General features: G+C 60.2%; 12 protein-coding genes. 8 read left to right on the top strand and 4 right to left on the bottom strand.

Annotated features, from left to right (window positions below):
- Positions 1–111 precede the first annotated feature (111 nt).
- Together O9X91_RS06730 and mprF are read right to left on the bottom strand one after the other, a co-directional pair.
- Positions 112–1,497 (bottom strand): virulence factor, encoded by a 1,386-nt coding sequence (locus O9X91_RS06730; protein ID WP_416172083.1) that lies wholly within the window; start codon positions 1,495–1,497, stop codon positions 112–114.
- Complete coding sequence (mprF, locus tag O9X91_RS06725) at positions 1,494–4,094, bottom strand: bifunctional lysylphosphatidylglycerol flippase/synthetase MprF (protein ID WP_137410911.1); 2,601 nt, start codon at positions 4,092–4,094, stop codon at positions 1,494–1,496. The genes O9X91_RS06730 and mprF overlap by 4 nt, the downstream gene beginning before the upstream one ends.
- Positions 4,095–4,369: 275 nt before the next feature.
- Here mprF and O9X91_RS06720 point away from each other — a divergent pair, with 275 nt between their 5' ends.
- Positions 4,370–4,663 (top strand): hypothetical protein, encoded by a 294-nt coding sequence (locus tag O9X91_RS06720; protein WP_077981591.1) that lies wholly within the window; start codon positions 4,370–4,372, stop codon positions 4,661–4,663.
- 58 nt (positions 4,664–4,721) lie between these two features.
- On the opposite strand, the gene O9X91_RS06715 is transcribed toward O9X91_RS06720, so the two are convergent.
- Entirely contained in the window at positions 4,722–5,762 is a 1,041-nt protein-coding gene (locus O9X91_RS06715) for a dipeptidase (RefSeq protein WP_142913588.1), read from the bottom strand.
- 234 nt (positions 5,763–5,996) lie between these two features.
- On the opposite strand from O9X91_RS06715, the gene O9X91_RS06710 reads away from it, so the two are divergent.
- The 7 genes from O9X91_RS06710 to O9X91_RS06680 all read left to right on the top strand — a co-directional run bounded on the left by O9X91_RS06710 (position 5,997) and on the right by O9X91_RS06680 (position 13,962).
- Positions 5,997–7,592, top strand: coding sequence for an ABC transporter substrate-binding protein (locus O9X91_RS06710; protein WP_142913589.1), 1,596 nt, complete (start codon positions 5,997–5,999; stop codon positions 7,590–7,592).
- 2 nt (positions 7,593–7,594) lie between these two features.
- Positions 7,595–8,608 (top strand): ABC transporter permease, encoded by a 1,014-nt coding sequence (locus O9X91_RS06705; protein ID WP_063950297.1) that lies wholly within the window; start codon positions 7,595–7,597, stop codon positions 8,606–8,608.
- Positions 8,605–9,507: a nickel transporter permease gene (nikC, locus tag O9X91_RS06700; RefSeq protein ID WP_004443520.1), complete on the top strand. Its 903-nt coding sequence runs from the start codon at positions 8,605–8,607 to the stop codon at positions 9,505–9,507. Before O9X91_RS06705 ends, nikC begins: the two co-directional genes overlap by 4 nt.
- Positions 9,508–9,510: 3 nt before the next feature.
- A complete protein-coding gene (locus O9X91_RS06695) occupies positions 9,511–10,341 on the top strand; it encodes an ABC transporter ATP-binding protein (protein WP_137410907.1) in 831 nt (276 codons plus the stop codon).
- Positions 10,338–11,078 carry an ABC transporter ATP-binding protein gene (locus O9X91_RS06690; protein ID WP_004443516.1) on the top strand — a complete coding sequence of 247 codons (741 nt, stop codon included), beginning with the start codon at positions 10,338–10,340 and terminating at the stop codon, positions 11,076–11,078. Before O9X91_RS06695 ends, O9X91_RS06690 begins: the two co-directional genes overlap by 4 nt.
- 232 nt (positions 11,079–11,310) lie before the next feature.
- Positions 11,311–12,822 carry a serine hydrolase domain-containing protein gene (locus tag O9X91_RS06685; protein WP_142913590.1) on the top strand — a complete coding sequence of 504 codons (1,512 nt, stop codon included), beginning with the start codon at positions 11,311–11,313 and terminating at the stop codon, positions 12,820–12,822.
- Between the two features lie 243 nt (positions 12,823–13,065).
- The gene (locus O9X91_RS06680) at positions 13,066–13,962 is read left to right on the top strand and encodes a LysR substrate-binding domain-containing protein (protein WP_269833956.1); all 897 of its coding nucleotides are present in this window, start codon (positions 13,066–13,068) and stop codon (positions 13,960–13,962) included.
- A 7-nt stretch (positions 13,963–13,969) separates the two neighbouring features.
- Here O9X91_RS06680 and O9X91_RS06675 read toward each other — a convergent pair whose 3' ends face one another.
- A complete protein-coding gene (locus O9X91_RS06675; RefSeq protein ID WP_077981356.1) occupies positions 13,970–14,836 on the bottom strand; it encodes a D-amino-acid transaminase in 867 nt (288 codons plus the stop codon).
- Between the last annotated feature and the right edge of the window lie 14 nt (positions 14,837–14,850).

The raw sequence follows: 14,850 nt of genomic DNA, 5'->3' as shown, positions 1-14,850 counted from the left end.
TAATAGTTTAGGCGATTCCGCAAGCACGGCCGCGACGCGAAGACGCGTCGTCGATGCGTTCGCCGTCAAAGATTATCCGAGATGTGGAATATCGGCCTGTGGTGATGCAGGCTATTTCGGCAGCCGGGTCTTCAGCGATGTCACGATACGCTTGGCCAACCCCTCATAGTCCTCATCAAAATGGTGGCCGCCCTCGATGCCGACCGTTTCCACGCCCTTGGTTTTCAGGCCGGGGCAGGGGTCTTCATCTTCTTCTTCCGTGCCATAGATGCATTGCACCAGCTTCGGATCGATCTTGGCGATGTCATCCACCGTCTTGCCGCCCTTGCCTTCACCGGCAACGCCAAGCCAGCCTTCGACGGAAATCTCGAAATCCACTTCGGTCGAAAGTCCCATCAGGGTCAGTTGCACGACATGCGACTTGTCGCGGTCAGGCAGCAGATTATAGGTGGCGGGAAGAATATCGGCACCGAAGGAATAGCCGATCAACACCACATTGCGGACTTTCCATTCCTTGCGATAGGTGTCGATGATGCGGCCGAGATCTGTGGCGACTTCCTGCGGTTTCTTTTCCTTCCAGAAATAGCGGAGCGAATCGACACCGATGACGGGTATGCCTTCCTTCTGGAAGGCGCCGCCCACTTCCTCATCGAGATCGCGCCAGCCGCCGTCGCCGGAATAGATCACCGCCATGGTGTCCATCACCGGGCTGGTTTCCAGAACCTTGATCGGCAGGCCGAGCGGGCTGTCGGTGTCGCCTGCGGCGTCGATCTGGTCGGACAGGGTCTGGGTCAGAACCTCGTCCGCCTTGTCATCCACATCCGTCACGTCGATATCGGGATGCAGCTTGACGAGCGCATTGACGTGGTCGCGGCCCTTCTGATCCGCGGCAGAGGTGAACAGCACGCTGACGGGTGCAGGCAGCGGGCCGTCGGTCAGGCCATAGACCGTTTCGCCATCCGCCTTGTCCTTGGTGGCGGGGGTACAGAGAATTTTCTCAAGCGGCAGGCCGGCCTTGGGGTCGACGGCAATGGCTTCGCGGACGGTGGAGACGGGGCTCTGCGCAATCATCGCCAGCGCCAGCGTTCCGCCCTTGCCGATGCCGGTGAGGATGGGCTGGCGATAGCTGCTCGTGCCGGCGGTGCGCTGAATCTGCTGCGAGAGCGACTCGATGTCCGAGATCATATAGATGCACTCGTCGTCATCGGCCTCGAGCGCCTTCAGATATTCCTTGAAGTCGATGCCGACCACGGCAGCACCCTTTTCCACCAGCGCCTTGGCGCGGGTCTCATCGGCGGCCGTCCATCCGTCCGCATCGGAAATCAGGAAGACGCTGGCGAGAATTTCGCCATCCGGCACCATGATGTGTCCGGCGGGGATCATGCCGGTCTCGTAAGCGGGCTTGTCCTGCGCAAAAACGATAACAGAAGCCAACAAGGGGGCGGCGAACAGGGCGGAGGCGGCAAGAACCGCTTTCAGCATGCTGGATTTTCTCATTTTCCGATCACTCCTCTGACGCCGCCGCTGATGAGAACCGTCGCATCCATCAGCGCCAGAGCGGCGTCTGCGCCGTTCTGCACGGCAAGGTAACGCGGTTCCCATTTCGGGTGGAACTTTGCCTTGAAGGCGCGAAGTCCCTTGAAGTTGTAGAACCGTTCGCCGTGTTCGAACAGCGTGCTGCCGATGCGGTCCCAGACGGGGGCGGCGTCGCGTTTCGACATGCCGGACATGGGGGCCATGCCGAGATTGAAGCTCGCATAGCCCGCATCGCGCAGATATTGCATGATGCTGACGAAGAGAAAATCCATCGAGCCACGCGGCGCATCCGGCGAAAAACGCATGAGATCGACGGTGGCTTCCTTTTTCGTGTCCGTCACCATGAGATTGGCAAAGGCGGTGATCTTTCCATCCTTGCGCAGCACGGCGACTGGTTGCGACAGGATGTAATTCGGCTCGAAAGCACCGAGCGAGAAGCGCTTTTCCCGGGTATTGTGGTGGGCAAGCCAGCCGTCGGAGACCTGTTTCAACTCATCCAGAATATCCGCGACCTGCGCTTGCTCGACCACCTCGAAGGTCAGTCCGTCGCGCGCGCCTCGGCTCAGCGACTGGCGAAGATTGGCGAGCTTTCCGCCCTTCAGTTCGAATGCGGTGAGATCGACCAATGCCAGTTCGCCGAGCTTGAAGGCGCGCAGGCCCGCATCGGCGCAATGGGAGAGGAGAAAAGGCGAAATCTGGTAGAAGGCGGCGCGCGCGCCGGCGCCACGGGCGGCTTCCACGAATTGCCAGACCAGATCGGGGAAATCATTCTCGTCGCCGACCGGATCGGCGAAAGCGATCCATGAGCGGCCCTGAATCCCATACATGATGAAGGCGTTGCCGTTTTCGGAAAACATTACGTGTTTGTCGCCCATGCGCACCAGATTGGCGTCGGCCGCATCCTGCGTCATGACGATACCGGTCGCGCTCGTGACGTCGTCGGCCTTGATGGCCTCCGGCCTGAAGGCCACCGGCCGCATCAGGCTGAAGATGGCTATCGTGGAGGAGGCGAGCACGAGGCCTAAAAGGGCGCGCAATCCGCGCGGCGCTTCCTCGGAGAATTCGAACTGCCACCATAATGTCTGGCTGTAATCCGTATCGCGATAGACGAAGAGCAGGATTGTCGCCGCGCCCGCAATGATGACGGCCATGGCGGCGAGCCAGCTTGGCCCCAACGCCTGCTTCACCAGCGAGGCATGGCGGTTAAAGCTGCGCATATTGACGGAAAGGGCCGCGATGAAGACGCCGAGGATGGCGGCTTCAAACACGGCGATGGCCTTGAGGAGCGAGAGGACCAGCGCCAGCGAGGCGGCGACGAGCGCAATCCACCAGGCGCCGTCCAGCCGCTGCCCGAGGCCGCGCGAGGCAACGACAAGTACGAGGCCGAGAATGCTTGTCAGAAAATGCGCGGCCTCGACGATGGGAAGCGGCACGAAATTGGAGAGGAAATCCAGATTGCTGTCCGGTGTCGGCGTCACGCTCGAAAAGATGAGCATGGCGCCGAGGATCATCGCGAAGGTCGATAACAGCGGCGGCGCGAGCCTGACGGCAAGCTGGCTGATATCGGAGACAACAGGCTTTGCCGCGAACTGCTTCATCTCCGAGACGAGCATGACCAGAATGGCCACCACCAGCGGCAGCACATGATAGATCACACGGTAGAGAACGAGGCTTCCGAGCAACTGATCGACGCTGATGGCATTGCCAAGCCCCGCAACCATGACGGTTTCGAAGACGCCAAGGCCCGCGGGCACATGGCTGAGGACGCCAAGGCCGACGGCGGTGGCGTAGATGGCGAAAAATGTCGGCCAGCCGAGATGTGTGTCGGGCAGGAGGACATAAAGCACGGAAGCGGAAGCGGCGATATCGAAGGCGGAAACGAGGAATTGCCGCGATGATGTCCGGCTGTCCGGAAGGCGCAGACGCCATGCGCCGAGCCGGATGATACGCCCGTTGCGCCCGACAAAGGCCGCCGCCCCGAGAGCCGCGATTATGGCAAGCGCCGCGCCTCTGAGGATAGCGGCATCGACGTCGATGATAGCGGCGATGCGCGGCGCGACGATGAAGGTGGAGATGGCGCTGACCGAAAGCAGCCCAAGCCCGAAGGACAGCGTGACGAAGGCGATGACGCGGGCGATTTCACCCGGTGAAAGACCCAGCCGGGAATAGGCGCGAAAGCGGATCGCGCCACCGCTCAAGGGGCCGAAACCGGCAGTATTGCCAATGGCATAGGCCGCAAACGCCGTTGCCGCCATGGGCGGAAAGGGCAACTTGCGGCCGATATATTCGATGGCATTGGCGTCGTAGAATATCAGCGCCAGAAAGCTGAGCCCGGTGAAGACGATGGCGAGCAGCACCGCCGACGCCGAGGTCTGCGTCAGCGCATCGATGACGTCGTCATAACGGACTTCGGAGGTCAGGTGATAGATGGCGAACGTCATCATCACGAAGACCAGCGTAATGGCGATCGCAGTCAGATAGGGGCGGTTTCTGGCAAAAAAGCTTTCAACCGCAGATTCCGTAACATCGGTTTGTGTAATTTCGCTCTTGTCTGCCATTTATTTTGCCCAGCGCCAGTTCCTGTTGGCGAACCACAGGATTGTGTCGCTAATTCGTTGCGGTTGAGGAAATGTGATTAGCAGAAAAGCATGAAGTGTCGATGTGAACTTTGTCGCCGGTTATTCGGGAATAACCAACAGTTTAATCGCGCAAATACAACTGAAGAATGCAAGATTTTGGAGATCGTTCCCAAAGGGACAAAATTGACCGCGGCGGTTGCCTGGTGGTGGTGTTTGATGCCATTACACGCTCCTTTTGATTGAAGGAGATGCAGATGAATACGCCATCAAGAATAGCGCTTTCGGTGGTCGTCGCCCTTGTGGCGGGCGGCGGATACATGGCGGTGGACAAGATGCGCGGCGCCGAATGGGTCGTTTCGCCGCAGCAGATTGCGGAGGCCAAGGCGAAAGGGCAGATGGGTTATGAATCCCGTCCGGGTACCGTGACCGTGTTGCCGATCCGCAGCGAGACGGCGGATGTGCTGCCGATGAAATGGGCGATGGTCGGTGTCGTCGCCGGGCTTCTGGCCTTCCGGGCGAGCGGCAAGAAAAAAGCGGCAAAGGCTTAACGGCCTGCCGCTTGATGTCTCCGGCGTCCTGCGCCGGAGATGCACTTGATGGGAGGTCTTACGCGCCCCAGGTCTTTTCCAGCACGCGAATCCAGTTGCCGTGGCAGATTTTGGCAAGCGCCTCGTCGTCATAACCACCCTTGCGCAGGGCTTCGACCAGCAATTGCAGGTCGCCCGCATCCTTCATGGCGGCGGGAATGGTGGTGCCGTCGAAATCCGAACCGAGCGCGACGTGGTCGATGCCGATGCGATTGACGATGTAGTCGATGTGGCGGACGAGTTCGTTGAGGTCGGTGTCCGGGTTCTTGACGCCGTCCTGACGCAGGAACAGCACGCCGAAATTGATGCCGGCAAGGCCGCCCGTATCGCGGATGGCGTCCAGCTGGCGGTCGGTGAGGTTGCGGCTGTGATTGCAGATTGCGTAGGCGTTGGAATGCGATGCCACCAGCGGCGCGTCTGAAATCTTGGCGATATCCCAGAAACCCTGTTCGTTCATGTGCGAGAGATCGACCATGATCTTCAGCTCATTGCAGGTTTTTACCAGCCGCTTGCCGGTGTCGGTCAGACCCGGGCCGATATCCGGCGTCGAGGGGAAACGAAACGGAACGCCGTAAGCGAAGATGTTCGGGCGGCTCCAGACCGGTCCAAGCGTGCGCAGGCCCGCTTCGTAGAGAACGTAGAGCGCATCCAGATCGGCGCCGATCGCTTCCGCGCCTTCGATATGGAAAACGGAGGCGAAGGCGCCTTCTGCCATGGCGCTGCGGATATCGGCGGCGGTGCGGCAGACCTTGAGTGCGCCTGCGGATTGTTTCTCGGCGCGGAACAGCAGGGCGGCCATGGCATGCGTCGCCTTTAGCGCATCAGCCTCGGCAGGTGTCGGGAAGTCACCGTTGGCGTCCTTCTCCATGCTGGGTGACGGCACATACATGGCGCAGAGACCGCCGGCCAGCCCGCCCTTTTTCGCACGTGGCAGATCGATATGGCCAACGGTGTCGCCTTCGACGAGAAGCGTTTCGGGAGAGACATTGCCCGATTTCCATAACCGCAGAAGTACGTCGTTGTGACCGTCGAAGACGGGTACGGGTTTTTGATCGGTCATGGTCATTCACCTTCGGATAGCGGGAGGGCGCGGACGCGCGTCCATCAGACTTTTGGGAATTGGTAGAGGAAAGGTCAAGGCGGGAGCAAATGCAATCCATGCATAGGCTCTGCCAAATTTGGAATTGGTCGGGCCTCGTTTGCTCGTGGTAATCGCGGGAAAACATAAAAAAAACGACTGGATTGGGGCAAACCCATCATTTTCTGAAAAATAAGGTCCGAAAGGGGATTTTCGATGATTTCAAGACGCAACCTGCTGATCGCCGGCGCTGCCGTTCCGTTCCTGTCCTATGCGCGCATTCCGGCCTTTGCCGCAACGCCCAAGGATATTCTGGTCGTCGCCCAGCAGCTGGACAATATGACGAGCCTTGACCCGCATGAAGGTTTCGAAGCTGTCGGCGGTGAAATCATCTCCAACATGTACCAGAAGCTGGTGCGGGCCAACCGTGAGGATTCCACCAAGGTCGATCCGGTTGTCGCGACATCCTGGGAAGCCGATGCGGACGGCAAGGTCTTTACCTTCACGATCGGTGACGATGCGACCTTCTCCAGCGGCGCGAAAGTGACTGCGGAAGACGTTGCCTTCTCGTTGCAGCGCGCGATCAAGATGAACAAGAGCCCGGCCTTCATCATCGGTCAGTTCGGCTTCACGCCTGAAAATGCCGAGACGACCATTGTTGCCGCCGACGACAAGACGGTGAAGCTGACGACGGCCAAGCCGACCGCTATTTCTTTCCTGCTTTATTGCCTCTCCGCCAATATCGGCGCGATCGTTGAAAAGAAGGCGGTTCTCGCCAATGCTTCGGGTGAAGACCTCGGCAATGGCTGGCTGCAAAAGAACAGCGCCGGTTCCGGTGATTTCATGCTGCAGGCCTGGAAGCCGAGCGAAAGCGTTGCGCTCACCGTCAACCCCAACGGTCCCTACAAGGGTAACATCAAGCGCATTGTGCTGCGCCACGTCACCGATCCGTCTTCCCAGCTTCTGATGCTGCAAAAGGGCGATATCGACATTGCCCGCGACCTGACATCCGAACAGCTGCGGACCGTCAAGGACGACGCCAATATCGAGTTGCAGCGCAAGTCCATTGCCTCGCTGGTCCTGATTTCGCTCAATCAGGGCAATGAAAACCTCGCCAAGCCGCAGGTCTGGCAGGCCATCAAGTGGGCGCTGGACTATAAGGGCATGCAGGAAAACATCGTGCCGCTGACGCACGAAATCCACCAGAGCTTCGAGCCGAAGGGCTTCCCCGGCGCCGTCAACGACACGCCGTTCCAGCGCGATGTCGAGAAGGCAAAGGCGCTGATGGCGGAAGCCGGCCTTGCCGATGGTTTCGAGATCACCATGGATCACTATTCCGCCCAGCCCTATCCGGATCTGGCACAGGCCATTCAGGCAAACCTTGCCGATATCGGCATCAAGGTGCGCCTGCAATCGGCCGAGAACCGTCAGGTTCTGACCAAGATGCGTGCCCGCGAACACCAGATGGCGCTATCGGCATGGGGCACGGATTATTTTGATCCGCATTCCAACGCCGATGTCTTCAACATCAACAAGGACAATGGCGACGACGCGAAGTCGAAACCCTTCCTGTGGCGTTCGCGCTTCAAGAACGACGACTTCGCCGCTAAGGCGGAAGCTGCCCGTGACGAGAAAGACCCGGCAAAGCGCGTGGAGCTTTATGAAGCGCTGCAGCGCGAGCACATGGAAAACAGCCCCTTCGTGTTCATGTTCCAGACCACGAAGACGGCAGCCTTCCGCAAGGGCGTTTCCGGCTTTGAACTCGGCGTTCTCTCCGAAGGCAATTCCTACCACGATGCGAAGAAAGCGTGACATTGAACAAGCGCGTTAAAAGCATATCGTCGATACTGAGCAGCGTCCTCCTGACGCTGTTCGGTTTGATGATCATCACCTTCATGATCGGGCGCGTCATGCCTGTCGATCCCGTCATCGCGGCGGTCGGCGACAATGCGCCCGAAGACGTCATCGTGCGGGTGCGGGCCGAAATGGGTCTCGACCAGCCGCTGGTCGTGCAGTTCTTCCACTATGTCTCGCAGGTCCTGCATGGCGATTTCGGCAATTCGATCCTGACCCGCAATCCGGTCTGGATCGATATCAAGCGCGTTTTCCCCGCCACCTTCGAACTTGCCACGGCAGCGCTTATCCTCGCCGCTCTCATCGGCATTCCGCTGGGTGTCTGGGCCGCCGTGAAGCAGGGCAAGCTGACCGACCAGGTGATCCGCGTCGTCTGCCTTGCCGGTCACTCCGTGCCTGTCTTTATGCTGGCGCTGATTTCGCTGCTTGTCTTTTACGCCACGCTCGGCGTCGCACCCGGACCGGGCCGGCAGGATATCATCTATGACGGCATGATCACGCAGGTCACCGGCCTGATGACGGTCGATACGCTGCTTGCCGGCGACTGGGACGCCTTTTACGACGCCATCGCCCATATGGTGCAGCCCGTCTGCATTCTCGCCTATTTCAGCATGGCCTATATCACCCGCATGACGCGCGCCTTCATGATCGACGCGCTGAAGGGCGAATATGTCATCACCGCCCGCGCCAAGGGCCTTTCCGCCATGACCGTTATATGGGGCCACGCCTTCCCGACGGTCGCCGTGCAGCTTGTTACCGTTCTCGCGCTGACCTATGCCGGCCTTCTCGAAGGTGCCGTGGTAACGGAGACCGTCTTCAGCTGGCCCGGCCTCGGCCAATATCTCACCGTCTCGCTCATGAACGCGGACATGAACCCGGTCGTCGGAGCAACCCTGTTGATCGGCTTCATCTATGTCGCCCTCAACCTGCTCGCAGACGTGCTTTACAGAGTTATGGATCCTCGCGTTCGATGATGTTAGCTAATTTCAGAAACTGGGCGCTGGATGAGACGCCGCATTCGCGAACACAGGCTGCCTGGGGCAACCGGTATCGCATCTGGCTCAATCTCAAGTCCAATCCGCTGGCGGTGGTCGGTCTGACCATCATCGTCCTCTTCATCGCCCTGTCGCTGCTGGCGCCGCTGCTCGCGCCCTACGATCCGGCGACGCAGAACCTCGGCAACCGCCTTGCCTTCCCGAGCGCCGAGCACTGGTTTGGCACTGATGAGCTGGGCCGCGACATTCTCTCGCGCATTCTCTATGGCGGCCGCGTCACGCTCGGCATGGTCATTGCCGTCGTCGTTCTCGTAGCACCCATCGGTCTCGCCATCGGTTGCATCGCCGGTTATTTTGGCGGTATCGTCGATACGGTGCTGATGCGGGTGACGGATGTGTTCCTGGCCTTCCCCCGCCTCATCCTCGCGCTGGCCTTTGTTGCGGCGCTGAAGCCGGGCGTCGAAAGCGCCATTCTCGCCATCGCGCTCACCGCATGGCCACCCTATGCGCGTCTCGCCCGCGCCGAAACCATGACGGTGCGCGGCAGTGATTTCGTCGCGGCCTATCGCCTGACCGGTGCTTCCGCCTGGCGCATCATTGCCCGGCATATTGCGCCGCTCTGCGTGCCGAGCCTTATCGTGCGCATCACGCTCGACATGAGCTCGATCATCATCACGGCCGCAAGCCTCGGCTTCCTCGGCATGGGCGCGCAGCCGCCTTCGCCGGAATGGGGCGCGATGATTGCGACGGCCAAGCGCTTCATCTTCGAACAATGGTGGGTCGCCACCATTCCCGGCATCGCCATCTTCCTCGTTTCGCTCGCCTTCAACTTCCTCGGCGATGGCCTGCGCGACGTTCTCGACCCGAAGGGACATTGAGCCATGCTGGTCGAAATCGAAAATCTGAAGATCGCCTTCCAGACCCGCACCAGCCGTTTCGAGGCGGTGCGTGGTGTTTCCATGAAGCTCGGTACCGAAAAGCTCGGGATCGTCGGCGAATCCGGTTCGGGCAAGAGCCTGACGGCCCGGGCGCTGATGAAGCTTCTGCCCTCCAATGCCGATATCCGCGCCGATAAGCTTGCCTTCGACGGCATCGACGTGCTGTCTGCCAGCGAAAGGCAGATGCGCCAGATCCGCGGCAAGCGGGCGGGTTTCATTCTGCAGGATCCGAAATATTCGCTGAACCCGGTCAAGACCATGGGCGCACAGATCGCTGAAGCCTGGCGTGCCCACAAGGGCGGCAGCAAGCGGGCAGCCATGGAAGCGGCAATCGCGCTTCTCGATCAGGTGAAGATCCGCAATCCGCGTCAGGTCGCCTCGTCCTATGCACATGAGGTTTCCGGCGGCATGGGTCAGCGCGTGATGATCGCCATGATGCTGGCGCCCGATCCCGAGCTTCTGATCGCCGACGAACCGACGAGTGCTCTCGATGCCACGGTGCAGGCGGAAATCCTGCGGCTGATCGAGGAGCTGGTGTCGGAACGCGGCATGGGTCTCATCCTCATCAGCCACGACCTGCCGCTCGTCTCGCATTTCTGCGACCGCGTCGCCGTGATGTATTCCGGCCGGGTGATGGAGGAGCTGAAGGCGTCCGAACTTCTGAAAGCCGAACATCCCTATACAAAGGGACTTCTGAACTGCATTCCCTCGCTGACGCATCCGCGTGAGCGTCTTCCCGTTCTCAACCGTGATGCAGCGTGGTCCAGCCAATGATCGACGTCGATAATCTCCGTATCAAGTTCGGCGACCGTGAAGTGGTGAAGGGCGTGTCCTTTTCGGTCGAAAAGGGCGGCAGCTTCGGCATCGTCGGTGAAAGCGGCTCGGGCAAATCCACCATCCTGCGCGCCATGGCCGGGCTCAATGAAAGCTGGGAAGGCCGCATCGCCTTTGCCGGCAAGGACGCGCCGCTACGCCGTACGCCGGAATTCTTCCGGCAGGTGCAGATGGTGTTTCAGGACCCCTACGGCTCGCTGCATCCGCGCCAGACCATCGACCGCATTCTCAGCGAACTGCCGCTGGTGCACGGCATGGACAATATCGAAAAACGCATCCAGCAGGCGCTCTCGGATGTGGCGCTGCCGCAGGCCGTGCGTTTCCGGTTCCCGCACCAGCTTTCCGGCGGCCAGCGCCAGCGCGTGGCGATTGCGCGTGCGTTGATTGCCGATCCGCAGGTTCTGCTGCTCGATGAACCGACCTCGGCGCTCGATGTTTCGGTGCAGGCGGAAATCCTGAACCTGTTGCAGGATCTGCGGGCGGCGCGCAACCTCACCTATATCCTCGTCAGCCACAATCTGGCTGTCATCGCGCATCTGTGCCCGCAGGTTGGCGTGATGCTGAACGGGGAAATGGTGGAGCAACTGAGCGCGGGCGATCTGCGCGAGGGCCGCACGAAACATCCGCATACGGAAGAGCTGCGCAGCCTGAGCATTCGGCTGGAAGAACCGGCCTGAGGTCGGGTCGCTAATAGATCGAGCGGGTGCTGCTCGTTTCTTCTCCCCGTCGGGGAGAAGTCCGCGGCAGCGGGATGAGGGGGCAAGCTCTCAGTTTATCGCTGACGTTGCCCCCTCATCCGACCCTTCGGGCCACCTTCTCCCCGGCGGGGAGAAGAAACAAGCTGCGATGGCGGCGATAAACCGTTGTCCTCGCGTGTGCATTCGACCCATAAACACACGAGACCAAACCATGCCACATCAATTCGATTGGAACGCCGCGTCAACCCTTTCAGAGACCTTCGTCTCGCAATGGGCGGGCAACGAGCCGGGCGGAGCGGTCATTGGTTTTGATCTCGATGGCATCCGTTTTGCCCATGCGGGCGGCGTCGAAAGTCTCTCGACCTTCGCACCCTTCACGCCGCAGAGCGTCGTGCGTTATGCCTCAGTCACCAAACACGCCTTCTGCGCCATGGTGCTCGCCCATTCCGATCTGATCGGGCTCAACGATCCGCTCGGCAAACATTTGCCGGAGCTGCAATCGCCGCTGCGCGACGTTACGGTCGGGCAGGCGCTGGATATGAGCGGCGGCCTGCCGGATACGCGCGAGTGCCTCTCTTTGCTTGGCCTTTCTGTCTATACCGAAACGAAAGCCGGGCCGCTCCTCGACTATCTTTCTCGACTGACGCGGCTGAATTTTTCGGCGGGCAGCGAGGTGTCCTATTCCAACACGGGTTATCGTCTGGTGGAAGCGGTGCTGGAGCGCCGGGGTTTCCGTTTCGATGATTTCGTGCAGACACAGATTTCCGGGCCGTTCGGCGTGTTTCTCAAGGCGCCGGATGTCTGGAACGATCCGGTCAATGGACTTGTCCCGGGTTACTGGAAGTCTGAAGAGAATTGGCAGCTCTCTGCCGCCGGCCTGCATATCTCTGCATCCGGCAGCCTTGCCGGCAGCGCCGAAGCACTTACTCGTTGGTTGCAGGGGCTGATGCGAGGCGAGGGCAGCTTTGCGGGTGTTCTCGACAGGCTTTCGGCTGAGCGGCCGCTCGCCGACGGGCGGATGAGCGAATATGGCCTCGGCCTGCGCTGGTCGCATTTGGGCGAGCGCCGGTTTGTCGGACACGGCGGTTCGCATCCCGGTTACAAGACTTACTTTCTGCTCGATCCGGAAAACGGCACAGGCTTCGTCATTGTGTCGAACCGCGAGGATACCAACGGCTTCAAGATCGCTTTGGAAAGCATGGCGGCTTTGACCGGTCTGCCTTTGCCCAAACCCGCCGCCAGCCTGCCTGATGGTCTTTATGTGACCGAAAGCGGGCCGTGGTGGCTGGAGATCAAGGGCAGCACCGCCACCTTCATCGATAGCGACGACACGCTTTATGAAGCTGTCGATGGTTGGGTTTCTTCCCGTTCCGCCTCATCTCCCATGCGTCTCAGGTTAGACGGCGATGCGATTGTGGGCGAGGCCGGTCACGCCACCCGCCGTTTCCTGCCTGTCGGAGAGCATATGGTGCCGAATGATCTTTCGGGAGCATGGCATTCGGATGAGGGAGCGGAATTTATCATCGGCGGTTCCTCGCTGACAATGGGCATCGGCCCGACCCGCCGCAGCATGCCGCTCAAGGCGCTCGGCAATGGCCGTTTCCTTTTCACGCTCACCGATGGGCCCTGGACGAAGCGGGTCTGCCTCAACCGGCTGGGTGACTACCGGATCGAACTGGTGTCCAGCCGGGCGCGGATGATCGAATATTCCAGAAGCCGCTAACGACTGAGGCCTATCCCGGTGCGCCCTACAAACTCGATGTCATCCTTGGGCTTGACCTGAGGATCCATTGTCGCACTTGGTTGTGGATCCTCGGGTCAAGCCCGAGGATGACGCAAGCGGGCTCTAGTCAGTTTGTTAAACGACCCGAAGCTTTCTAAAGGGTTTCAATCGGCTTCCATTGCTCCTAATAAAGACCCGTGTTCCCGGCAGGCCGGGACAACATCTTTGTGGGAGAACAGGCCCTTGGAAGTCAAATGGCTCGAGGATTTCCTGGCGCTGGCCGGAACGCTCAATTTCTCGAAGGCGGCGGATGAGCGGCATGTGACGCAATCCGCCTTCAGCCGGCGCATCAAGCAGCTGGAAGCCTGGGTGGGCGCGACGCTGGTCGACCGCGCATCCTATCCCTCACGATTGACGGAGGCAGGAGCGAAGTTCGTGCCAGTGGCGCAGGAGACGCTGAAACAGCTCTACCATGCGCGGCGCACCCTGTTACAGGAAGATGGCGAGGATGCGAAGACCGTACGGCTGACCGCCCTCCATACTCTGTCCTTCACCTTTTTTCCTGGCTGGTTGAAACGGGTGAATGACACAGCTGGCCCCCTGTTTTCCGTGCTGCGGCCCGACTCCGGCAGCATGGAGGAAAACCTCAACTCGCTGGTGGACGGGCAGAGCGATTTCCTTCTGACCTATGCCCACCATGAAGTGCCGATGCTGCTTGATGCGCAGCTATTCGAATTTCGTGTGCTGGGTGCAGAGAATATAATTCCGGTCTCAGCCCCGACTAAGGATGGCACGCCGCTGCATGCGCTGGTGGAGAATGCGAAAAAGCCCTTTGCCTATCTGGATTATGAAAAGGCCTCGTTCTTCGGGCCGCTGTTGCGCGATCTCTTAAGCGCAAGGCTGCCGCAATTCGAGCGGGTGCATGAGGGCAGCATGTCGGTGGGGCTGAAAGCCATGGCGATGGCAGGTTGGGGGGTCGCCTGGGTGCCGGAAAGCCTGATGCGGCAGGAGCTGGACAGCGGCACCCTTGTGCGCGCCGCCGATCCGAGTTTCGACATTGCCGTCGATATAAGGCTTTATCGTTCGAAGGAGAACCGCCGGCCCGTTGTCGAGCGTATATGGGCGGTTCTCGAAGGCTGATACCTGCTTAAATCGCCGTACGGCGGGCGTTTTCGAGGTAGAGGGCGCGCAGGCGGCTCACCATCGGGCCGGGCTTGCCGTTGCCTACCGGCTTGCCGTCGATCTTGGTGACCGAGACGACGAAGTTGGAGGCGCTGGTCAGGCATGCTTCGTCGGCATTCATCGCTTCTTCCAGCGTGAAGGGGCGTTCTTCCAGCGTAAACCCGGCCTCCTTGGCCAATTGCAGAGCGGCAAGGCGGGTGCAGCCGGGCAGGGTCTTGTTGCTGTTGCCGCGGGTGATGATCTTTTTATCGGCGGTGACGATATAAGCGGTCGAGGACGCGCCTTCGGTGACGAACCCGTCCTCGATCATCCACGCCTCATCACAGCCCTCGGCCTTAGCGATGCGCTTGGCCATGACCTGTGGGAGCAGGCAGACGGTCTTGATGTCACGACGTTCCCAGCGCTGGTCGGGAACCGATTTGACGGCGATACCGGCCTCCTCGACGGCGGTGCCAAGCAGCTTTTTTGCCTGGGTGAACATGACCAGCGTCGGCTTCAGATCGGCCGAGAACAGGAAGTTGCGGTCTTCGGCGCCACGCGTCAGCTGCAGATAGATCATGCCTTCGACGAGGTTGTTGTCGGCGATCAGGCGACGTTCGGCTTCAACGATCTCTTTCGTCGTGACCGGCAGGGCCACATCGATTTCACGGGCGCTGCGTTCCAGCCGGGTCATATGCAGGTCGCTGTCGATCAGCTTGCCTTCCAGAACCGACGTGACTTCGTAAATTCCGTCGCCGAACAGGAAACCGCGGTCGAAGATGGAAAGGCGGGCGTCCGCTTCGGGCAGAAATTCGCCGTTGACGTAAACGATGCGGCCGGATGGGCTGGTCATGAAAACTCCGTCTG

It is taken from the genome of Agrobacterium salinitolerans (assembly GCF_027498475.1).
GTDB lineage: Bacteria > Pseudomonadota > Alphaproteobacteria > Rhizobiales > Rhizobiaceae > Agrobacterium > Agrobacterium salinitolerans.
This window is presented reverse-complemented; position numbering and strand designations above follow the sequence as displayed.

What these genes read in the sequence shown, in the direction of transcription:
- O9X91_RS06715 (WP_142913588.1), bottom strand. Translation starts at nt 5,762, where the DNA reads ATGACCGATCAAAAACCCGTACCCGTCTTCGACGGTCACAACGACGTA.
- mprF (WP_137410911.1), bottom strand. Translation starts at nt 4,094, where the DNA reads ATGGCAGACAAGAGCGAAATTACACAAACCGATGTTACGGAATCTGCG.
- O9X91_RS06675 (WP_077981356.1), bottom strand. Translation starts at nt 14,836, where the DNA reads ATGACCAGCCCATCCGGCCGCATCGTTTACGTCAACGGCGAATTTCTG.
- O9X91_RS06695 (WP_137410907.1), top strand. Translation starts at nt 9,511, where the DNA reads ATGCTGGTCGAAATCGAAAATCTGAAGATCGCCTTCCAGACCCGCACC.
- nikC (WP_004443520.1), top strand. Translation starts at nt 8,605, where the DNA reads ATGATGTTAGCTAATTTCAGAAACTGGGCGCTGGATGAGACGCCGCAT.
- O9X91_RS06730 (WP_416172083.1), bottom strand. Translation starts at nt 1,497, where the DNA reads ATGAGAAAATCCAGCATGCTGAAAGCGGTTCTTGCCGCCTCCGCCCTG.
- O9X91_RS06690 (WP_004443516.1), top strand. Translation starts at nt 10,338, where the DNA reads ATGATCGACGTCGATAATCTCCGTATCAAGTTCGGCGACCGTGAAGTG.
- O9X91_RS06720 (WP_077981591.1), top strand. Translation starts at nt 4,370, where the DNA reads ATGAATACGCCATCAAGAATAGCGCTTTCGGTGGTCGTCGCCCTTGTG.
- O9X91_RS06685 (WP_142913590.1), top strand. Translation starts at nt 11,311, where the DNA reads ATGCCACATCAATTCGATTGGAACGCCGCGTCAACCCTTTCAGAGACC.
- O9X91_RS06710 (WP_142913589.1), top strand. Translation starts at nt 5,997, where the DNA reads ATGATTTCAAGACGCAACCTGCTGATCGCCGGCGCTGCCGTTCCGTTC.